Below are 19,618 nucleotides of genomic sequence, written 5' to 3' on the forward strand. Positions count from 1 at the left end.
CGTTTGTGATTACTCGGTGACCCACCACTACGATCAATCTGACGTCGGTAGCATGGGTCGTGATGCTTGTATGATTCTTTGTTTGTTTCATTGCCACACTACCCTTTACTAAGGCGCCAGTTCATCAGCGCCGATATCAGAACCCGTGGCGGGTCTTGGATCATTGTCGAAATCGACCTGTGTACGGCTGCCACCGGTGGGACCACCCTGGTTGTCAGCCTGATTGCCTGCCGCCAGGTGATAGTCATAAAGCGCACCGAGGGAATCAACCAGCGTGACAGGACCGAAACTGACCTGCAGGAAGTTACCGCCTTCATCGAAGGCCCCGGCCGCCTGTATCACCTTGAACTCTGGGAACAGCAGACTGTCGGTCGCTTCGTTGTAGACCGGATTGACAAATCCCACATCACCGGTGATCAGCTCATTTGTACCGCTGGCTGTGTCGTACTCGGTACCATCCTGCAGCAGGCAGTAACGAGGCCGCAACAGATCCGTTGTGCTCTCGGTGACACCGGTCACTACACCCATATCATTGGTATAAGCCTCATAGTCCGTCAGTGCACAACCGGCACAATCCGGCAGCAGACCGCCTGAGAGCTGTGTCGGATCACCGTTGTTGGACCAGTAGAACGAACGGTTGTGGTAAACAATGGTGTCACGCAACGTTGGGTTGCTGTAAGTTGCGTTCTGCGTCATTGCGCCAGGCGCCGGATTGTCATCCTCATCATAGGAGTCGATCGCGAGCGCCATGGCCTGCGCCATATCATTACTATGGGTCCGCGATACGATACCCGCCGGCAACGGTTGCGACTCATTCGGATTGGCCGGATCGGCAAACGCCTGGGAACCGGTCGAGGTTGAATCGTTTCTCGCCACCGTGTTGTTGCGAATCACAACCTTCGGGGAGTCGAGTATCGATAAACCACCACCTGCTACTCCGGCCACATTGTTATTGACCATGTTGTTGAACAGGTTGACGCCGTACCAGCGGCCTCTGATCCATTCATCGCTCTCTTCGCCATCTGCAGCAAAGCGACTTTGCGGGATATCCTGTCCATTGACGCTGGTGATGCTGATACCGCCGCCATCGCCGGCACCCGCCAGGTTACCGCGGATGATGTTGGCGTCGACGGTCACGTTACCGGTACCGGGTGACAACATCAGCCCTGTCTCTGCCTCAGGCACCAGCGCGGGCTGTCCGGCGATATAGATACCGCCACCATCCGGCGAAGTTCCCGGTGTCTGCTGGAAGGACTCATTGAAGATAACCATATTATCCTCAATGATGCCGCCCCGGTTGAGACCCAGGTGAGCGATACCGGCGCCGCTTCCTTGAGCGAAGTTACCGCATACCCAGTTATTTCTCACCCGGTAGGCGTCAGCGCCTGTATTCAGCGAGATACCGGCACCTGCACCGTTCAGTACACCGTTCTTCTGTACCAGGTTGTGATGGATATTGACGCGGTCGTTTCGGCTGTCGGTATAGACCAGAGTGCCTACCGCATAGTTGTCATTCTCCTCAATGAAATCCGGATCGTCTTCAGTTTCGATCTCATGGGTCAACTGAGGATGACCGACACGGATACCGCCACCGTAGAAACCGGAGTTGGCGGTAATCTTATTGTTGGAGATATTCAACCACTGGTTATAGCCGTTGGCGACAATGCCACCGCCGGTGCTGGCACCGATTATGGTGAAACCATCGATACGGGCACCACGATTCCTGGGATGGCCGAAACGGTTGCCACCGCTGTTGGTGCCGGCCACGAAGATACCTGCACCCTCTTCTGTCGGGAAGAGTTGCGCACCCAGTCCGGGGAAACCGAATGGCGCCAGGGCCTGACCCGGCAGGAGTGAGATCGAGCCATTGGACTCCAGCGTGGTGGCCAGATTACGCCAGTTGGCAACCTTTTCGGTGGGCACCTGTCTGGCATTCAGGGTAACCGCACCGGCACCCCAACCTTGCAGCTTGACAGGTTTCCACATGATCACCATCTCGTCATAGTCACCCGGCGCAACGAGAATCAGGTCACCAGCGGCAGCGGAAGGTCCGGCTGGATTGTTGACCGGATCGCCAATCGCCTCCTGAATGGTGGCGAAATCACCCGGTACGCGCCAGACCGCTGACGTTGTGGCTTCCTGGTTTGCAGCATTGTAATTGGCCCTGGGGGCACGTTCGCCCAGACCGGTCACATCAACACCCACAGTCAGAGTGACTCCTACCGGTGAACTGACATCACCATTGGAGACCATGACCTGGTACTCACCTGGACCGACTGCGGGGATAGTGCCCTCAATAAAATCCTCGTTTCGAGCGCTGTAGGAAGAGAGCTCGATCGGCACTGTTGGATCATCCAGATCGATGAGGAATGCCCGCGATTCCATACCTGGAACACCTGGGTTGAAGCTGTAGTCACGCGTTATCAGCTTCTCCGCAGGAATCACGCCATCCCAATAGGGATTGGGCACAAGCACTTCACCCATTGAATTGATGCGAATGGTATCGCCGGCCAGACCGAAAGGACCGGGCAGCCCGCCCGTCCGGGTGACTGACGATATCATAGGTGTATTGTCGGTCTGCTCACAATCCAGTGGAAAGGTCTCCCTGTCCGCATGTGCGGCAACCGGTACCACAGGCGTATCCAGATAGGTGATAACGCCGGGCATGTACTGGAAGGTGTAGCAGAACTGGCTGTACTGGGTCTTGAAGTTCGGATCGACGATCTTGGCGGGCGCACCCGTGTTGTCGTCAAGTCCGTCATTATCGACATCGACCAAGTATTCGGGATTATCGATCGGTCCCGCATCATTCATACAGGAAACCAGCATGTTGGGTGACATACCCGATGGAATCCCCAGATTCGCCGTGGAGGTCGATGGCACCATCAGGTTGTAGCGACCGTACTGATCCGCATAAATACGATTGACTTCGTTGCCGTTCCAGTCATAGAAGGAGATCGGTATGTTACGCGGCGCGAACTTTTCGCCGAAGGCCGGGGAGTTCGGATTGAACTCGTTGGCCAGGTCGTTGAGGACCACCCCTGACACATTGCCGGCAAGCGGCACATGGGTCATGAGGAAGAACTCAGCGGCAGCGTTCTGACCGGATGAGAGCGGCACCAGTTTGCGATCGCAACTGGGACGTGTCTCATTGGCGAACGGCGCAAACACACCCTCGTCGCCCAGCAGCGCGGCATCCACAAGATTGCTGCCGTCGCCCGGATCGGTACCGCTGCCATCCCTGGTCACCATTGTCAGGTACTGAGGCACCGTATGGGGGTCGCCCACACAGGCCACGGGCAGCGCTTGCAGTGAGGGTGTATATTCGTCACCGAAATCGACGTTCTTATGCTCCTCTTTGAGACTTTCATAACCCGGGGGCGTAGCCATCTCGACAATATAGTCACCGGGGAGAATCCATTGCTCGGGTAGCTCAAGCGCCTTTCCGGTTGCTGCGGCAACCGTACTGACGGCTGCATTTCGATCCGCGAAGAAGTTGTTCAGGATAGTGACGTTGCCACTCTGGCCAGCCAGGCTGCCCAGGTAGTCCATGTCATACTCTTCGAAAGCGAATCCACCGTCGAAGACGCCAGGCCTGACCTGATTGAAGTTGCGCAGACCGTCGAAGCAGCGCTCATCAGTAATCGGCGGCTCAACAGGGATGCCTGCAGGGAAAGCGGGGCTAGGTGGGATATTGTTCAGGCCCTGACAGCCTTCGGGCAGGCTATCGTCCCAGCTGTCGGTCCAGGTCACTTGCAGGGCGTCGCCCAGATCAAATGCACCATTGCCGTTTCTGTCGATATCCTCCGGACCGGGTGCTGCACCCTCGGCAAAACCGAACGGGTGGTTGTCCACATCGGCATACTGAATACCGGGCACACCATTAATATTTTCGACCACACCATCGTCGGGATCCAATGTGCCATCGTTATTCCAGTCGATGTCACAGTTCACCTGGCCAGCGAGGGCGGGACAGTCGATGTCACCGTCGGCATAGAGTGCCAGCTGAACCCGGGGTACACCCGGCTCCCACTCCTCGGCGGCGGCGAATTGCGGTTCGTTCTCCGCGCGGGTGGTGGCATAGAAGACCATACCGGAAATACCGCCGTTCTCACCGACAAACTCAGGCGGATGGAATGTTCCATCGTTGTAGGGTGGTGTAATACCGATGTAATCCACCTTACCGAACTGCATCACACTGGTCTGGCCGAGAAAACCCTGGAAGCCCTGGGTCAGTACCGCACCGGTTTCCGTGCGTGACAGGTTGTCAGTGGTGTTCGGATTGATCAGCGCATCACCTGGGGTACATCCAAAGTTGGGATCTTCAGCATTTGCGGCAATCGCCGGTGTACATAACTGAGGTTGGGGATTCAATTCACCAAAACCGGGAAAGTCACCGTTGGCCGTATCCACTGGACCACCCGCGTCGACCACAAAGGTGGCGCCGGTCGCCTTCTTGTTGGCAAAGCTGACCTCAGCCACCAGCCAATGGAAGAAGGGAAAGATCTCGTCGAATGGCGCAAGACCCTCATGGTCGGTGGGGAAGTTCTGATAGACGCTACCGTCGCGCCAGCGCAGGGTCACATCCTGGCTCTCGGGGCCGATACCCCGCTCACCGTTGCCAAGCCCTGGTTCGCCCTGGTCCCAGAAACCATCCAAGTCTTCGTCCAGGAAAACGCCGGTGTTCAGACGGGTAAACCAATTGAAAACGGCCACTTCACCGAAGGCGCAGCTATTGCCGCCATTACAAGTACCACCTGTGGAATCCACGCTGAACGGATTTGCGGCGAAGACCACATCCAGGTTTGCATCCCAGATCGCCAGCTGATAGCTGCCTGGAGGCAGATCAAAAGAGAAACCGCTATCCCCGTCACAGGGGGCTGCTTCGACACCCTGACCCAGGGCACCGGCCGCATCCACTTGGTTGATACCAACCCAGCAACCCGGGAACGGGCGACCGGAAAAGAACTCGAATGTCGGTTGGCGTGTGACGCGCGACATATGCATGTCAGTGACAGTGCCACTCACGGTAGCTATCTGCTCACCCGGTTGCGGACCTGGCGCACCTGGCATACCGCCATCAGCTGTAGCTTTTACAAAACCGACGAACACATGGGGCCCCGGTAATCCGAACTCGACAAAGACCGGCGGTTCATTGGCCTTGACCCAGGCATCGATGACCTTGCTGCCTTCGATGGTGCTGGTCTGCTGCCAACCGATACTATCGTCGGGATTGGTGGGTGGGATGATCACAACACCGTATTTACCCGGCGCGATATTTTTTACCGTCAAAGTGCCGTCGGGATTGGGGTGCATGGTACCGTCACCCATTTCGAGCACGACTGGATTACCCTCAGCGTCGAAACAGAAGTGATCGATTAAAAGTACTGGCTCACCGCCAATAATCACGATATTGCCGGCGCCATCACGCAGGTACGCAGGCGATCCATCGGCAAGGCAGTGCTGATCATAGACGGTACCAAGCGGATTCCCGAAGGCATCCTGAATCACCTGGCCGCCTGCGATGCCGTAACGACCGCCCGGCTCTTCCAGAAACAGCGAAAACTGGGTCCAGTCAACGCTGCCATCGTTGGCCTCTTGAGGGAGGTCAGGCACACCGTTGATGGGATGGTTATCCTCAAACAGATAGATCGAGATCTGAGCTGTGGGGATCGGATGGGGCTGCACGGTCACAGTCAGTTCATTTGCACCAGGGACAACCTCTATCGGGGCGCCACTGATGCTGTGACCGCTGTAAGGCAGCACTGAAACATAGTAACGCGTGTCGGGCAGACCAGTGATTGTGGCTGAATTGGTATCCTCATTGCCACTCAGGTTCTCAGCCTGACCTGCCACATCTCGAGTGGCTGGTGGATGGTTACTCGCATGAAAACCCAATGACAAGAGGCCATCAGCGGTCGTCGCAGGATTATTGGGGTCGACAGCATAGGTTGTGTCTTCCTGAAAGATATAGCGAAAACCCGGCACAGCTGCGCCATCAGGTCCCACTACATTAAGCGTGACATCACCCGCGTTAACAATTGTAGACAGAAACAGCAATGACAATGCAAATAGAGACATTACGCTTCTGCTTGTATAACCCTGATGCTCGTTTATCATGGTTTTTTCTCCAGACCCCTAATGGTCATTCATCTTTCCCGGGGGTGATTTCCGCTTACCGGACGCACCAGCCCCTTCACCAGTACTTAGTGGCAAAGCTTACATCGCCATATATATAGGGTCTTTGCGTGAAACTACGCTTTTTTTCTACTCAATCACCTACCCGCACAGGTGACGATTGAGTATTTTGTCAGGAGCAGAAACCCTACCCCGAAAGGTAGGGTTTAATTAATAGGATTTAGAGTCGTTTTTATGCGCTGCAATCAACCTGTTTTTTCAGAGAAAAGATTGCATTAAAAAAATAAAAAACGCGCTGCTGTTCAGCGGAAAAATAAAAATGAATTGCTGCCTGTCATCCTCCATACTCGCTAACAGGGTTTATTCAAAGTCTATTTTATGTAATGGTGGATTTGTCGGAACTGCGATGTCATTTGTGTAATAAAACCCAATGAAATTTGCATCGCTATCAATCAGGCCTAAACTTAATTGAAATCGAAAAACAGATTACGATACGCTATTGAAACTCTACCATTTAAGGGTTGAGGATAGATTTCAGATAACAATGAATACGGACAAGAAAACAATCATCATAGCCGAAGACCATAATATTTTACGCGCCGGTCTGAAGGCACTGCTGACCTCCAACCCCCAGTTTGACGTGGTTGGAGAGGCCGATAACGGCCGTGACGCAATACGCCGTGTCATCGAGCTCAAACCCGATCTCGTGATCATGGACCTGAATATGCCGGGCCTCAATGGTATGGATGCTATACGTGAAATAAAAGAGCGCATGCCGGATATAAAAACACTGGTTCTGACAGTGCACAACGAAGAGGAGTATGTATTGGCCAGCCTGAAGGCCGGCGCCAACGGTTATGTATTGAAGGATGCCACACAGAACGAATTGATGACGGCGGCAGAACGGGTATTAAATGGCAAAACCTACTTGAGTGCGGAAATCACTGAAAAAGTGGTCAACAGCTATCTCAATACAAACAATATCAGTCAAGAGCCAGTCACGCGCTGGGACACCGTCACCCAAAGAGAACGGCAGATATTAAAGCTCATTGCCGAGGGCCACACCAATAAAAGCATGGCGGAATATCTCTGCATCAGTGTAAAGACAGTGGAGAAGCACCGGGCAAATCTGATGAAAAAGCTCGATTTACACAGCGTTTCGGCATTAACGACTTATGCGCTTGATAAGGGTATCATCAGCCGTTGAGAGTGATCTTTTTCGCAGGAAACGAACCGCATATCTTAACCCCCCGGCCCACTTCCGCATTTACCTGCAGTGTACCGCTTGCCGACTCCGCCCGCTCGCGCATGCTCATCAAGCCCATACCCAGCCTATCTTTGATCTCGACAGGATCAAAACCGACGCCGTCATCTTCAACAGTCAGCTGTATGGCGCTGTGAGTATGCCACAGACTGACCTTGACCTGTTTTGCCCGCGAGTACTTCAACGCATTGTTCAAGGATTCCTGGACAATGCGATAGATGACTGTCTTTAACTCTTCCGGTATCTCCGATTCGTCGATACCCAATTCGGCCACCACATCGAAATCAGTACTGATTTGAGAAATCTGTCGACACTGCCAAGTGATGGCTGCAATCACACCCAGGTCGTCCAGAATGGCGGGGCGAATCGTACTGCAAATTGTCCTGACTTCATCCATCGCAAGTTTGACCATCGACGAAAGCGCGTTAAGGGACTCGATGTGTTTGTCATACAGCATGTCTTCAACATTCTGATCGTTACACCCTTCCAGGCATCGTTGGATGTGCAGATTCATGCTGGTCAGTAGTTGCCCTAAACCGTCATGCAGCTCCCTCGAGATCCTTTTTTTCTCTTCCTCCTCGATACCCATTCGATTATTTGGAAATTGAGCGAAATCGAGCAGTTCCGAAACACCTGCAATATGACGGGAATCGATTAAAGACTTATCGTGTTTTGATGTGGAAGTATTGGGAGATTGTGATCCCGGTGTGATTGAAGAGGCAGATAGTGTCAGGAGTGATTGCCCCACTGATTGTAGATTCTTATCTTTTACCAAAGTCATCAGCAATGCCCTTCATAATAAGTTCCCAATCCTTTCAGCCAGCATTGATTGGTAAAGTGTGATTCAAATCTCAATAATATTTTTGTAAAACAAGAAGCACAGTTTGTGCCATACAGTATTTTTTTCTATTAATACATGCAATTAAGGCACATATTTAATGAATTTTATAATAACTCAGTATACACAACTGTAAAATTATCCGACAAATAGGAGGTAAACTCCCACCGCAATATGGGTGAAATACCCTATTTCTCTACTATTGTCGAGAATATTTACAATTTTAAACAATTAAGGTTGACGGATTCGCTTGACAATATAGAAATTTCAACAAAGACATGCAGCTCGCCAAAATTGATCAGAGCTGCTGATCAGAGGCAAGTGTGGTAACTGTTCTAGTGTAGTGTCCTACTACAGAAGCTCGGAAACCCGCTTCAGATCGTCGTGAGTATCGACACCATGGCCGGGTTCAATCATAGCCTCACTTACGTGTATCCGGTCACCGTGCCACAGGACCCTTAATTGCTCCAGGGACTCCGCCCGCTCTATCGGGGCATGATCCAGGGTGACGAAACGGGTGAGATAACCGGATCGATAGGCATATAGGCCTATATGTCGGGCAAACCCGATATCGGTGGGCAAGGGCGTATCGCTGTTGATAAACTCATCCCGGTGCCAGGGAATTGGCGCCCGACTGAAATAGAGTGCATAGCCTTGGGCGTCGGTGACGACCTTGACCACATGAGGATCGAACAGTTTATTGCGATCGGTGATGCCTGTAGAAAGCGTTGTCACTGCGGCCGCATCATGGCTGTCCATATCCTGTGCAACCTGATGCAGCAGCTCGGCCGGCATACAGGGTTCGTCACCCTGCAGATTGACGATGATTTCATCGTCTGCCCAGCCCCGCATCGATACCACCTCTGCGATCCGATCCGAACCGCTGCGATGGTTGTCCGAAGTCATGCAGACATCGGCGGAAAAACTGCGGCATACATCGGCAATTCGTTGATCGTCTGTGGCGATTACGACTTCACTGGCGCCACTCTCGACCCCGCGCTGGAAAACATGCTGAATCATTGGCTTGCCCGCCAGCTCCAATAAGGGTTTACCGGGAAGCCGGACAGAGGCATAGCGTGCTGGAATGACGACCTTGAACTGCATCAGCTGCGGCCTTCTGGGGAAATCTCCTCGTCCTCAGGCAGTTTTCTGGCCTCATCTTCCAGCATAACAGGTATATCATCCCGAATCGGAAACGCCAGCCGGTCAACGGGACAGATCAGCTCGGCGGCTTTTTTCTGATAGGTAAGTTTTCCCTTGCAGAGTGGGCAAACCAGAATATCAAGCAGTTTTCTGTCCATCTTTCAGCCTTTTCGTCAGTGTCATCAGTGCTTCCTCAAAACCATCATCCACTCCAGCCATGACCGGCACGTACCAGTGGCTTGGTTGTGCGAATAGCTCGCACTTTACCGCATCTTTCTCTGTCATGAGAACAGTCTGACTTGAAAAAGGCTGTAAATCGTCGGGGGTGAAGGCATGGTGATCAGGAAAAGGGTGGCGCTCGAATTTCAGTCCGAATCCTTCCAGCATATTGAAGAATCTGTCAGGATGGCCGATTCCGGCGATCGCATGCAGGCGATCATTTTTGAATTGGATCAACGCTCTCGATTCACCACGGCGATCCAGTGCGACTGCATCGGTAGCCTTCAGATGCATACTGTATTCACACCCCTTCGAGGCACCATTGACGATCACCAGATCGGCTTCGACAAGCCGTCCTCTCCTTTCGCGCAGAGGTCCTGCCGGAAGACAGAGACCATTACCGAACCAGCGCTCCCCATCGATGACCACAATCTCCAGATCTCTTGCCAAAGCATAGTGCTGCAGACCGTCATCGGAGATAATCAGATCGCACTGATGATCGGTCAACAACTGTCGTGCTGCTGCCGGTCGATCCGGCCCGGCGTAAACCGGACAACCGGTCCGCCGTTGGAGTAAAACGGCCTCGTCGCCCACCTGTTTGGCGGAAGTGTTCTGTTTGACTTCACAGGGCCATCGATCCGAACCACCACCATATCCCCTGGTGACGATGCCCGGTTTGTATCCCCACTGCTGTAATTTTTCGGCCAACCAGATCACCAGAGGAGTCTTTCCTGTCCCTCCCACGGTGATGTTACCGACCACAATGACCGGTACCTCGAGAGAAACGCTACTCAATAACCCGACACGAAAAAACAAGCGACGGATAGCGCTGACCAGACAGAAAACCCCGGACAGGGGGAGCAACAACAGGGTCAGGCCACTCCAGCCACGCCAGGATGCCTCTATTGCGTTCAAGCGCCGGCCTTCCTCACTCGCTGATCGGACGATGGGCGGAAAAGGTCATCTTCGTCAGCCCCAACTGGCTTGCCGCATCCATTGCCGTCATCACCGATTGGTGCGGTGTTCTGGCGTCGGCATTGATGATGACCGGAAGATCGTGCTGATCGCCAATCGCATTTCTGATGGCTTGTTTGAGGGTTTCTATTTCCGTATTGACGACTTCACGCTGATTGACGAAGAAGGTACCGGATATATTGATGGTGATATCCAGTTCGTCTTTCTTATGTTCGACTTCCTCTCCTGTCGCTTCGGGGAGCTCGATCATGATCTGACTTTCACGCTCGAAAGTCGTGGAGACCATGAAAAATATCAGCAGCAGAAAGACCACATCAATAAGTGGCGTTACATCCACTCCGGGTGATTTGCGCGGCGACGGCCGGAGATTCATCTCAACTCCCGCTCCCCATGGATCACCTCGACCAGTTTGAGCGCCTGTTCTTCCATGCCGATCACAAACCTGTCGATCAGACCACTGAAATAACGATGAAACATCAAACTCGGTATAGCCACTGAGAGGCCGGCGGCCGTGGTGATCAGCGCTTCGGAAATACCACCCGCCAAGACCCCGGGATCTCCGACCCCCGCAGTGACGATGACGCTGAACACTTTGATCATACCGATTACGGTGCCCAACAGACCGAGCAATGGCGAGATCGAAGCTATGGTACCAAGGGTGTTGAGATAGCGTTCGAGTTCATGCACCACCTGCCGCCCGACCTCTTCGATGGCTTCCTTCATCACCTCTTTGCTGTGATCCCGGTTGATTAATCCGGCAGCCAGAATCTTCCCCAGGGGAGAGCTGTCTTTCAGTTTATCGAGATCCGCCAGATTGAGCTTGTCATCCTTGTGCAGTTGCAGGATCTGCCTCATCAGGTATTCGGGCATGACCCGCTTTCGCTGTAGCGACCACAGCCTCTCCAAGACGATCCCCAGCGCGACAATGGAGCACGCGATGATGGGCAGCATGAGCCATCCGCCGGACTTTACCAGTTCTAGCACCTTTTCTACGTCCTATATTCTTGATATGAAGTATTAAAAATCCCTGTTGCTTATCATACTTGATGCGTCGTGCAATCTGAAACAAAGGGTCGTAAACTGATATCCGTTTCATACCGCAGCAAGTGCGGAACACCGTCTAAAGCAATCATTCACTCCAATAGCGGCTGTTGTGTTTGCGATAGAGGCGGGGCTCGATCTCCTGCTGATCCCTACTGATACGAAACTGTATCGCCCCCGTTTCAGCTGTATTCAGTATAACTGCACCCTGTTGCCGCCAACGCTGAACAACCTCATTTTTCGGGAAACCATAGCTGTTTCTATAACCACTTGAGACAAGCACCCAGTCAGGCGCCACAGCGTTCACGAACGGCAGTGTAGAAGATGTCGCCGAGCCATGATGAGGCGCAACCACAATATCTGACGCCAGATCCCCGGCATAGTGTCTCAACAATGCCCCTTCACCCCGCTCCTCGATATCGCCCGGCAGCAATATGCGCCAATCACCCACAGCTACCTGCACCACACAGGAGCGATCGTTTGCATGCTTGAATCTTTCACTCCGGTCCGGGTGCAGCACAGTGAATGACACACCATCCCAATGCCACTTCTCACCTGCCTGGCAGTCCCGTATCTGTGCTATACGTTCGGGTTCTCCCGCCAGGCTGTCAGCAACCTCCACAGCCTGTTTCAGTGCACTATAGCCACCGGCATGGTCACGATCACCATTACTCAGCACCAGCCGGTCAACACTTGCGTGCCCTCGTGATCTTAAATACGGAATAAGCACCGATTCCGCGGTATTGAATCCCGTTGCGTACGCGGGCCCCGTATCATAGACCATAACATGACGCTCTGTTTCAATGACACAGGCCAGGCCCTGCCCAACATCCAACAGTGTAAACCAAAGCTCTCCATGGGCAGGGCGAACCGGCTTAACGAGAATCAAGGGGGCGATCAACCAGATTGCCAATCCGCGTGCCGGTATACCTGCGGGGATCAGGAGCAGCAGAAAACCGATAATTGCCACGATCCAGCACCAAACAGCAGCAACAGGCAGGGTGAACATTGCATAGGGGAGCGTGGAAAACCAGACCAGAAACTGATAGGTATGGGCAGCCAGCCATCCAAGCAGGCCAAACCACCAACCAGCCATAAGCGGCACCGTCAGCATCGGCAGACCGAACAATACCATGGGCACCAGGATCAGGGTAAACCAAGGCACCATAATCAAATTCACGATCAGCGATATCAATGACGCCTGGTCGAAAAACAGCAATAGAACAGGCACCAATCCCAGGGTAACGAACCACTGCACCCGTATCATCTGCCGCCACCCTGTCCAGCAATCGATGCGTCCGCCGGCACTCATGATAATCACAGCGACTGCGCCGAAGGAGAGCCAAAATCCAGCCGACAGGGTCGCCATGGGATCCATTATCACCACCATGAACATTGCCAGTACAAGACTTCTTCCCGGCTGAACCCTCTGTCCGAGTATGACGCTGCCGAGGGTCGTGAATAGCATCAGCAGGGCACGTTGAGTGGGGAGTGAAAACCCAGCCAGCGCGGCATAGACGAATGCCCCGGCCAATGCGACGACCGATCCTGCCTTGATGGCGGGGATTCTGAGAGTCAGGCGCTCGCTACGGCGCCACAGCCACTGGCTGACGAACAGCAACCATCCGGCAACTATGCCTATGTGGAGTCCTGATATGGCCACCAGATGGTTGGTGCCGGTGGTACTGAATACACGCCATTGTTCCGTTCCGATACCCCGCTTGTCCCCTATTGCCAAGGCCTTTAAAAGAGACACCGCGTCAGGCTGTCGAACCCGCTGATCCAGCTGCAGCGCTATGGTCTGGCGCAACCTGTCTATCCACGCATGGTGCGTCCCGCTTTCCAGGATCCGGTTGCCGTGCCACTTTCTGACATATCCCTTGGCCTGCACTCCCTGGCTGAACATCCACCGTTCGAGGTCCGCCCCGGCCGGGTTTTGCATGCCTCTTGGTCGTTTCAACCTGACTTTCAAGCGCCAGGTTTCACCGACACGAAGTGTATCGCGTAGGCCATACCAACTGAGTTGCAGACGGGTCAGTGGAACCACATTGCCATGACTGTCAAACAGCTGCTTCACATCCGCTTGAAATCCTGTCAATCGGCCCTGACGCTTTGGCAGGGATGCAATAACAGCCTCCACCACCATATCCCCGCCTTCCAATTCGGCTGGAAGCCTGTGCTGCAGGTGATTGGTAGCGAACAGAAGCGTCCACCCTCCTCCGACCAGAAATGCAATCAAGGGTCGCAGACGACGGACACGCCAGAAAAAGACCAGTGGTATGAGTACAGCCATCCACCATGTTTCAGGCAGGATCTGAAGTTGATGAAATAGTGTTGCACCGACCACAAATGCGATCAGAATTAAATTCACGACATTCCCTGTCTCTTATTTCTATTGTGTAATTGTTTCTTCCATTAATCTAAGTTGTACTATGCTTTAACATGCTTCAGTATTGGTGTCGATTCAGGTATACCCTCATTTTGAACGTCATCAGCGGCTTGTGCAGATAATTTCATTGACTCATGCCCAAGAGATTTATTAAAAGCCTGTTACCCCACCACGACACGGTACGTAACCATAAGCATTTGAGGATTTTCGGCTCGCTGATGCATGACGCAAATCTGTGGCATCTCAACAGGCACTCCGTCTCAGGTGCGTTTGCGGTAGGTCTTTTTATGGCCTTCATTCCTATCCCGTTTCAAATGGTGCTCGCCGCAGCGGCAGCCATCTTTTTTCGCGTTAATCTCCCTCTCTCGGTAGCCCTGGTCTGGATCACCAATCCGATCACCATTCCTCCAATGTTTTTCTTCGCATATTGGGTGGGAACATTGATCACCGGCGATACAGCCACATTGGAGCCTTTCCATTTCAGTTGGGAATGGATACAGAATGTCGGGGTCGAGATCTGGGTTCCATTGCTCATCGGCAGCTTGTTCTGTGCCACGGTCTCATCCATACTGGGTTACAGTCTGATTTTATGGATATGGCGCTGGCATGCGGTGGAGAAATGGAAGGCCCGTCGCCTGAGAAAGAAAACCCGCCGATCAGCCACCACACCCTAGACCTGATTCTCGACACCCACATCAGTCTGACTACTCATCCCCTGAAATCAATCAACCTGAAAAAGCTGCTATCCCGTCAGCGGCTCGGGCCTTGACAGCTTTCCATCCACCAACTGCCAGGTATGATCCATTCTTGCCGCCAGTTCATAATCGTGGGTAACCACCACAAAGCTTGTGTTGCTCTCCCGGTTCAATTGCAGCATCAATTCATAGACCTGTTCAGCACTTCTTCTGTCGAGATTTCCTGTCGGCTCATCCGCCAATACACAATCCGGCTGGTGGACCATTGCCCTCGCCAGTGCAGCCCTTTGCCGTTCTCCGCCCGAGAGTTCATTCGGCTTGTGCTCAACCCGCGCTTCCAAACCAACCTGCTGTAACATCGCCTTGGCCGCCGCCCTTGCGTCGGTTACCGATTCACCGCCTATCAACAGCGGCATCGCAACATTTTCCAGTGCCGTGAATTCAGGCAACAGATGGTGAAACTGGTAGACAAAACCCATATGCCGATTTCTGAGCAGACCCTTTTCCCGTTCATTCATGATCAGCAGGTCATTGCCATGCAGCATCACCTGCCCCGAATCTGGCCGGTCCAATCCACCCAGACAATGCAGCAGTGTGCTTTTACCTGAGCCCGATGCACCGATGATCGCCACCCGTTCACCTTTTTTTATGGATAGATCGACCCCTTGCAACACCTCCACATGAAGATCGCCCTGGGTGAAAGATCTCACCAGGTTGTTCGCCTGCAGGACAATCCCGGCATCACTCATAGCGCAATGCCTCGGCGGGTTGGGTGCGTGATGCCTTCCAGGCGGGATAGAGGGTTGCCGCAAGGGTGATGATGAAAGCGGTAAACCCTATCAGCAACACATCGGAGAGATGCGGTTCGGATGGCAACTTGGTGATGTAGTAGATACTGGGATCCAAAAAATCGATCTCGAATACCGACTCGATCCAACTGACAATCTCCTCCACGTTGATCGCCAGCAGCACCCCACCGATCATGCCGAGTATGTTGCCGACGATACCGATAGTGGCGCCCTGCACCATGAAGATGCTCATTATAGATCTTGGTGATGCCCCCAGGGTACGAAGAATAGCGATGTCCGACTGTTTATCGGTCACCACCATCACCATGGTGGAAACGATATTGAAGGCCGCAACGGCCACGATCAGAGAAAGAATGATGCTCATCATACGTTTTTCCGTCTGCAACGCGGCAAAAAAATTACGATGCTGCATGGTCCAATCACTGATGCGATAATAACCACCCATCTTCAGTGCCAACTCTCTTGATATCTGTGGGGCCAAATAGAGGTCATCCAGCTTCAGGCGTATCCCGCTCGCACCCGACTCGAGACGCATCAATTTGGCCGCATCCTCCATATGCATGATGGCAACCCCTCTGTCGTACTCCCCCATTCCCACCTGGAATATCGCTGCCACAGTAAAGCGTTTCAGGCGCGGCATGATACCGGCGGGCGTAACATTGACCTGGGGTGTCACCAGGGTGACACGATCGCCAACCCCGACCCCTAATACCAAGGCCAGTTCTCGTCCGAGAATCAGACCGTATTCACCCGGCTGGAGGGCCTCGATAGAGCCATTTGTGATGGCTGAAATCACTTCGGATACCTTGCCTTCCTGGTCCGGCAAGATGCCCCGTAACAATACACCGCTGACCTTTTGCCCGCTGATCAGCATCCCCTGCCCCTCTACATAGGGCGCCTCTCCTATCACGTGCGGAAATGTTGCGGCCTCGGCCTGCACCTCAGCCCAATTCTCCAGTTCCCCATTGACACCGGAAATCGTGGCATGTGATGTCATACCGAGAATTCGTTCACGGACTTCTTTGTGAAACCCGTTCATAACTGATAGAACGACGATTAACGCCACCACACCCAACATGATGCCCAACATCGAGATCAGCGATATGAAGGAGATAAAGTGATTACGCCGCTTGGCGCGTGTATAGCGCAGGCCGATATAAAATTCGATCGGTTTGAACATTTCTGGCGATTAAATCCTGTTTTGTTAGCACCCAAACCTGCGGAATTATTTAGCGCCGCCGGGGGTTGCTCCTCGAATCGGATAGCCTAACAAAAATAGGCGGGAATAGCGGCCATATTTTTCCAATTCCGGAAAGATCATCCAACCATCCACTGCCACTATACATCAGAGCCATGAAAAGCAACTGACATGATTAAAGAAAAACTTTTTAATTTCTATACTTAGATAAGAGTGCTATATTCATTCCTGAAGAGATAAATTCGGAGTTACCCAGATGACTTTTCGTATCACCACCCTATCCGCCACACTAATCTGCATACTCGCACTGCCGGTCTCCGCCGATGTACTTTTGATCGAATCAATCCATTCGGCACCCATCAACAGTGAAGAGGGTATCCCCCGTCCGACGCGCAGCATGTCTATGGATCAGGTCAGCCAGCGATACGGCCAGCCATTGACCGCTCACCCCAGCGTCGGCGAGCCACCGATCACCCGATGGGAATACAGCAGCTATTCTGTGTTCTTTGAATACGATTTAGTCCTGACATCCGTCTTGCATCGCTGAGGGCCAAGCGACACAAGCGCCTTCTATCTGGCCTGGTCAAACCTCACCATAACTGAAGGGCAAATGTACCTCGGTAAGCGACCGGGGTGCATATCTCGAGATGCTGCCCATCACACCATTTCCGCTGCAGCGTCACATATTGTTGTTTCATGGTTAATACCGCCTTACCCCCATAGACCATCCTTTGCAGCACACACATAACCCGGGGTGGGGCCCAGCCTTACCAGGCTAGTCTGCTGCATCGTACCCGATTCCTGGTCATCAAAAATTGAATCTGTAGATTAAACTTTACACTGGCCGGGTAATTCTTGACAATTTTACTATGTTATTTATACTGCGCTCCATCAAGTCACTCAATCAGGTAGTACTTCATGACTGACACCATGACCTCTCAAACGTTGATGCATTCGATCATTCAGCGCATTGCCACCGGACCGGAACTGAGCAAGGACATCTCCCTTGAGGAGGCCAGTAAAGGTATGGCTGCCATCCTGAGAGGCGAAATCGATGAGGTACAGGCGGCAATATTCCTTATTGCGCTTCGTATGAAACGAGAGACCGACGACGAAAACAAAGGCGCACTGGATGCAATCCTTAACATCTCACAAAGTCGTCAGGTCGAGATTGACCAATTGATCTCCCTGGCTGACCCCTATGACGGTGTCAACCGAAATCTTCCCGTATCACCTTTTATACCCGCTGTATTGGCTGCCTGCGGCCTGCCCTGCGTAAGTCATGGCCTCGAAACCGTGGGCCCTAAGTTCGGTGTCACTCACCGCCATGTACTGCAGGCTGCCGGCATCGGTGTGGATCTCGATCTCGATAGTGCCGCCTCTCGGTTGGAGAATCCGGAGTTGGGATGGGCCTATGTGGATCAGCGTACTTTTTGCCCGGGCCTGCACAATTTGATCGATTTGAGACAAAAGATAATCAAACGACAGGTCCTGACCACAGTCGAGGTACTGGCCAAACCTCTTGTCGCCCGAAGCAAGACCCACCTGGTAACCGGATATGTGCATAAACCTTATCCCGCAAAATATGCTTCACTGGCCCGTTTCGCCGGTTTTGAGGGTTGTCTGCTGGTGCGCGGTATCGAAGGAGGTGTTATCCCCTCCCTGAGACAGCAGGGAATGGTCTACCGCTATGATGACCTGGGTGATGAGCAACCTGTCGAGATCACACCGGAGAGCCTTGGAATCAACCAGCCCCTCAGAGCCGTTCCACTTCCTGAGGACGATGCCATCAGAATCGGTGGGGATGAAGTCGCCCGCATTAAGGATATCGGCGCTGCAGCTTCAGCCGCTGCCGAAACAGGCATGCGAGCTCTCCATGGCGAGCAAGGCCCGGCCTACGATTCACTGGTCTATAGCTGCGCCCTGATTCTGTGGCATGCCGGGGTTTGCAGCACAATCGCATCCGCTGCTGACCAGGTTCGTCAGGTTCTCGACTCAGGCCGTGCCCATCAGCGAATCAGGTAGTGACGATGGCGAATGATTGGGTGCAAGTAGCACGTTGTGATGAGCTGCAGCCAGGCAGGATGAAGCGTGTCGATATTGACGGCCGGCACTATCTGATTGTGAATGCCAACGGCCGGATCTATGGCGTCGATGACCTCTGCAGTCACGAAGAGGTCTCTCTCTACCTGGGTTGTATCCAAGGGGATAGCATAAAATGCTCACTGCACGGCAGTCGTTTCAGCCTGAAAAACGGTAAGCCTTTGGACGAACCTGCAACAGAACCTATTAAAACCTATCCAACTAAAATCAGTTCTGATCTTATCTATCTGCATGTAGAATAGCCCTGGCAGGAGGTGTTTAGGTGATCTAGATCAAAAATCCACTCATTCCCGGACTAGCGAACCTAGGGTAATTCCTATATATTCCACCCTTTAAAAAAAAACTGCTCACAAGGGCGCCACAATTTCACCACCAAGTTAATTTCCGGGGGACATGTCCGGTGAAATATATTTTCGTATTGGTTATCGCTTTCTGTTTGACCCTGGTATGGCAAACATCCAATATTGCTGAACGTACCCCCAATCTGCAAAGTTTTGAGCAGGAACAGGTCATTATAAAAAAACCGCAGGCCACCTGATACCTAAAGACATCCCCTTTAGACTCATCAAAGTCGGACACTTCCCAATTGCATTCTTAAGCAAATCTTAAGAATTCGAAGAATACTATCTCAACCAGACGATTTCGTGACAGTGTACTGATTACAAATGGGAATCAGTTTGCTGAATGGGCATCAATAATAGTGTCTAATGGCAATTGATGGGAATTAATTCCCATTTTTTTATAAGGAGATTGTTCCCATATTCGATAGCGTTCGATTTTTGTTGAGGCTATGGAGTGAGATCGGG

16 protein-coding genes are annotated in these 19,618 nt (G+C 52.6%); 6 read left to right on the forward strand and 10 right to left on the reverse strand.

Annotation, left to right across the window (positions count from 1 at the left end; translation table 11 throughout):
- Window positions 1-108 precede the first annotated feature (108 nt).
- A complete protein-coding gene (locus AB8516_RS04020; protein ID WP_369158339.1) occupies window positions 109-6,081 on the reverse strand; it encodes a hypothetical protein in 5,973 nt (1,990 codons plus the stop codon).
- Window positions 6,082-6,682: 601 nt separating this feature from the next.
- Here AB8516_RS04020 and AB8516_RS04025 point away from each other — a divergent pair.
- Complete coding sequence (locus AB8516_RS04025; protein ID WP_369158342.1) at window positions 6,683-7,345, forward strand: response regulator; 663 nt, start codon at window positions 6,683-6,685, stop codon at window positions 7,343-7,345.
- On the opposite strand, the gene AB8516_RS04030 is transcribed toward AB8516_RS04025, so the two are convergent.
- From AB8516_RS04030 to AB8516_RS04060, 7 genes are all read right to left on the reverse strand, one after another.
- Window positions 7,335-8,183: a sensor histidine kinase gene (locus AB8516_RS04030; protein ID WP_369158344.1), complete on the reverse strand. Its 849-nt coding sequence runs from the start codon at window positions 8,181-8,183 to the stop codon at window positions 7,335-7,337. The two genes, AB8516_RS04025 and AB8516_RS04030, sit on opposite strands and share 11 nt — an antisense overlap.
- A 408-nt stretch (window positions 8,184-8,591) precedes the next feature.
- On the reverse strand, window positions 8,592-9,344 hold the full coding sequence (gene kdsB / locus AB8516_RS04035; RefSeq protein ID WP_369158346.1) for a 3-deoxy-manno-octulosonate cytidylyltransferase: 753 nt from the start codon (window positions 9,342-9,344) through the stop codon (window positions 8,592-8,594).
- The gene (locus tag AB8516_RS04040) at window positions 9,344-9,541 is read right to left on the reverse strand and encodes a Trm112 family protein (RefSeq protein ID WP_369158348.1); all 198 of its coding nucleotides are present in this window, start codon (window positions 9,539-9,541) and stop codon (window positions 9,344-9,346) included. Before AB8516_RS04040 ends, kdsB begins: the two co-directional genes overlap by 1 nt.
- Window positions 9,522-10,517, reverse strand: coding sequence for a tetraacyldisaccharide 4'-kinase (lpxK, locus tag AB8516_RS04045; RefSeq protein ID WP_108292988.1), 996 nt, complete (start codon window positions 10,515-10,517; stop codon window positions 9,522-9,524). Before lpxK ends, AB8516_RS04040 begins: the two co-directional genes overlap by 20 nt.
- A gap of 13 nt (window positions 10,518-10,530) precedes the next feature.
- Window positions 10,531-10,950 (reverse strand): biopolymer transporter ExbD, encoded by a 420-nt coding sequence (locus tag AB8516_RS04050; RefSeq protein ID WP_108292986.1) that lies wholly within the window; start codon window positions 10,948-10,950, stop codon window positions 10,531-10,533.
- Window positions 10,947-11,561 (reverse strand): MotA/TolQ/ExbB proton channel family protein, encoded by a 615-nt coding sequence (locus tag AB8516_RS04055; RefSeq protein ID WP_069123525.1) that lies wholly within the window; start codon window positions 11,559-11,561, stop codon window positions 10,947-10,949. The genes AB8516_RS04050 and AB8516_RS04055 overlap by 4 nt, the downstream gene beginning before the upstream one ends.
- 145 nt (window positions 11,562-11,706) lie before the next feature.
- The gene (locus AB8516_RS04060) at window positions 11,707-13,989 is read right to left on the reverse strand and encodes a DNA internalization-related competence protein ComEC/Rec2 (RefSeq protein WP_369158353.1); all 2,283 of its coding nucleotides are present in this window, start codon (window positions 13,987-13,989) and stop codon (window positions 11,707-11,709) included.
- 152 nt (window positions 13,990-14,141) lie between these two features.
- On the opposite strand from AB8516_RS04060, the gene AB8516_RS04065 reads away from it, so the two are divergent.
- Window positions 14,142-14,681 (forward strand): DUF2062 domain-containing protein, encoded by a 540-nt coding sequence (locus AB8516_RS04065; protein ID WP_108292982.1) that lies wholly within the window; start codon window positions 14,142-14,144, stop codon window positions 14,679-14,681.
- A gap of 68 nt (window positions 14,682-14,749) precedes the next feature.
- Here AB8516_RS04065 and lolD read toward each other — a convergent pair whose 3' ends face one another.
- On the reverse strand, window positions 14,750-15,451 hold the full coding sequence (gene lolD, locus AB8516_RS04070; RefSeq protein WP_369158355.1) for a lipoprotein-releasing ABC transporter ATP-binding protein LolD: 702 nt from the start codon (window positions 15,449-15,451) through the stop codon (window positions 14,750-14,752).
- Complete coding sequence (locus AB8516_RS04075) at window positions 15,444-16,691, reverse strand: lipoprotein-releasing ABC transporter permease subunit (protein WP_108292978.1); 1,248 nt, start codon at window positions 16,689-16,691, stop codon at window positions 15,444-15,446. The genes lolD and AB8516_RS04075 overlap by 8 nt, the downstream gene beginning before the upstream one ends.
- A 274-nt stretch (window positions 16,692-16,965) precedes the next feature.
- Here AB8516_RS04075 and AB8516_RS04080 point away from each other — a divergent pair, with 274 nt between their 5' ends.
- The 4 genes from AB8516_RS04080 (at window position 16,966) to AB8516_RS04095 (ending at window position 19,350) form a co-directional block, all read left to right on the forward strand.
- Window positions 16,966-17,256 carry a hypothetical protein gene (locus tag AB8516_RS04080; RefSeq protein ID WP_369158359.1) on the forward strand — a complete coding sequence of 97 codons (291 nt, stop codon included), beginning with the start codon at window positions 16,966-16,968 and terminating at the stop codon, window positions 17,254-17,256.
- Between the two features lie 371 nt (window positions 17,257-17,627).
- Window positions 17,628-18,734: an anthranilate phosphoribosyltransferase gene (locus AB8516_RS04085; protein ID WP_108292974.1), complete on the forward strand. Its 1,107-nt coding sequence runs from the start codon at window positions 17,628-17,630 to the stop codon at window positions 18,732-18,734.
- Window positions 18,735-18,739: 5 nt separating this feature from the next.
- Window positions 18,740-19,054: a non-heme iron oxygenase ferredoxin subunit gene (locus AB8516_RS04090; protein WP_108292972.1), complete on the forward strand. Its 315-nt coding sequence runs from the start codon at window positions 18,740-18,742 to the stop codon at window positions 19,052-19,054.
- 158 nt (window positions 19,055-19,212) lie between these two features.
- A complete protein-coding gene (locus AB8516_RS04095) occupies window positions 19,213-19,350 on the forward strand; it encodes a hypothetical protein (protein ID WP_369158362.1) in 138 nt (45 codons plus the stop codon).
- Window positions 19,351-19,618: the final 268 nt, after the last annotated feature.

Source organism: Candidatus Thiodiazotropha sp. LNASS1 (genome assembly GCF_964212655.1).
GTDB lineage: Bacteria > Pseudomonadota > Gammaproteobacteria > Chromatiales > Chromatiaceae > Thiodiazotropha.

Bases quoted from the DNA above. Each gene is read 5' to 3' on its own strand.
- AB8516_RS04080 (WP_369158359.1), top strand. From the start codon at position 16,966: ATGACTTTTCGTATCACCACCCTATCCGCCACACTAATCTGCATACTC.
- AB8516_RS04075 (WP_108292978.1), bottom strand. From the start codon at position 16,691: ATGTTCAAACCGATCGAATTTTATATCGGCCTGCGCTATACACGCGCC.
- AB8516_RS04085 (WP_108292974.1), top strand. From the start codon at position 17,628: ATGACTGACACCATGACCTCTCAAACGTTGATGCATTCGATCATTCAG.
- AB8516_RS04040 (WP_369158348.1), bottom strand. From the start codon at position 9,541: ATGGACAGAAAACTGCTTGATATTCTGGTTTGCCCACTCTGCAAGGGA.
- AB8516_RS04090 (WP_108292972.1), top strand. From the start codon at position 18,740: ATGGCGAATGATTGGGTGCAAGTAGCACGTTGTGATGAGCTGCAGCCA.
- AB8516_RS04030 (WP_369158344.1), bottom strand. From the start codon at position 8,183: ATGACTTTGGTAAAAGATAAGAATCTACAATCAGTGGGGCAATCACTC.
- AB8516_RS04020 (WP_369158339.1), bottom strand. From the start codon at position 6,081: ATGTCTCTATTTGCATTGTCATTGCTGTTTCTGTCTACAATTGTTAAC.
- AB8516_RS04065 (WP_108292982.1), top strand. From the start codon at position 14,142: ATGCCCAAGAGATTTATTAAAAGCCTGTTACCCCACCACGACACGGTA.
- kdsB (WP_369158346.1), bottom strand. From the start codon at position 9,344: ATGCAGTTCAAGGTCGTCATTCCAGCACGCTATGCCTCTGTCCGGCTT.
- AB8516_RS04025 (WP_369158342.1), top strand. From the start codon at position 6,683: ATGAATACGGACAAGAAAACAATCATCATAGCCGAAGACCATAATATT.
- AB8516_RS04050 (WP_108292986.1), bottom strand. From the start codon at position 10,950: ATGAATCTCCGGCCGTCGCCGCGCAAATCACCCGGAGTGGATGTAACG.
- lolD (WP_369158355.1), bottom strand. From the start codon at position 15,451: ATGAGTGATGCCGGGATTGTCCTGCAGGCGAACAACCTGGTGAGATCT.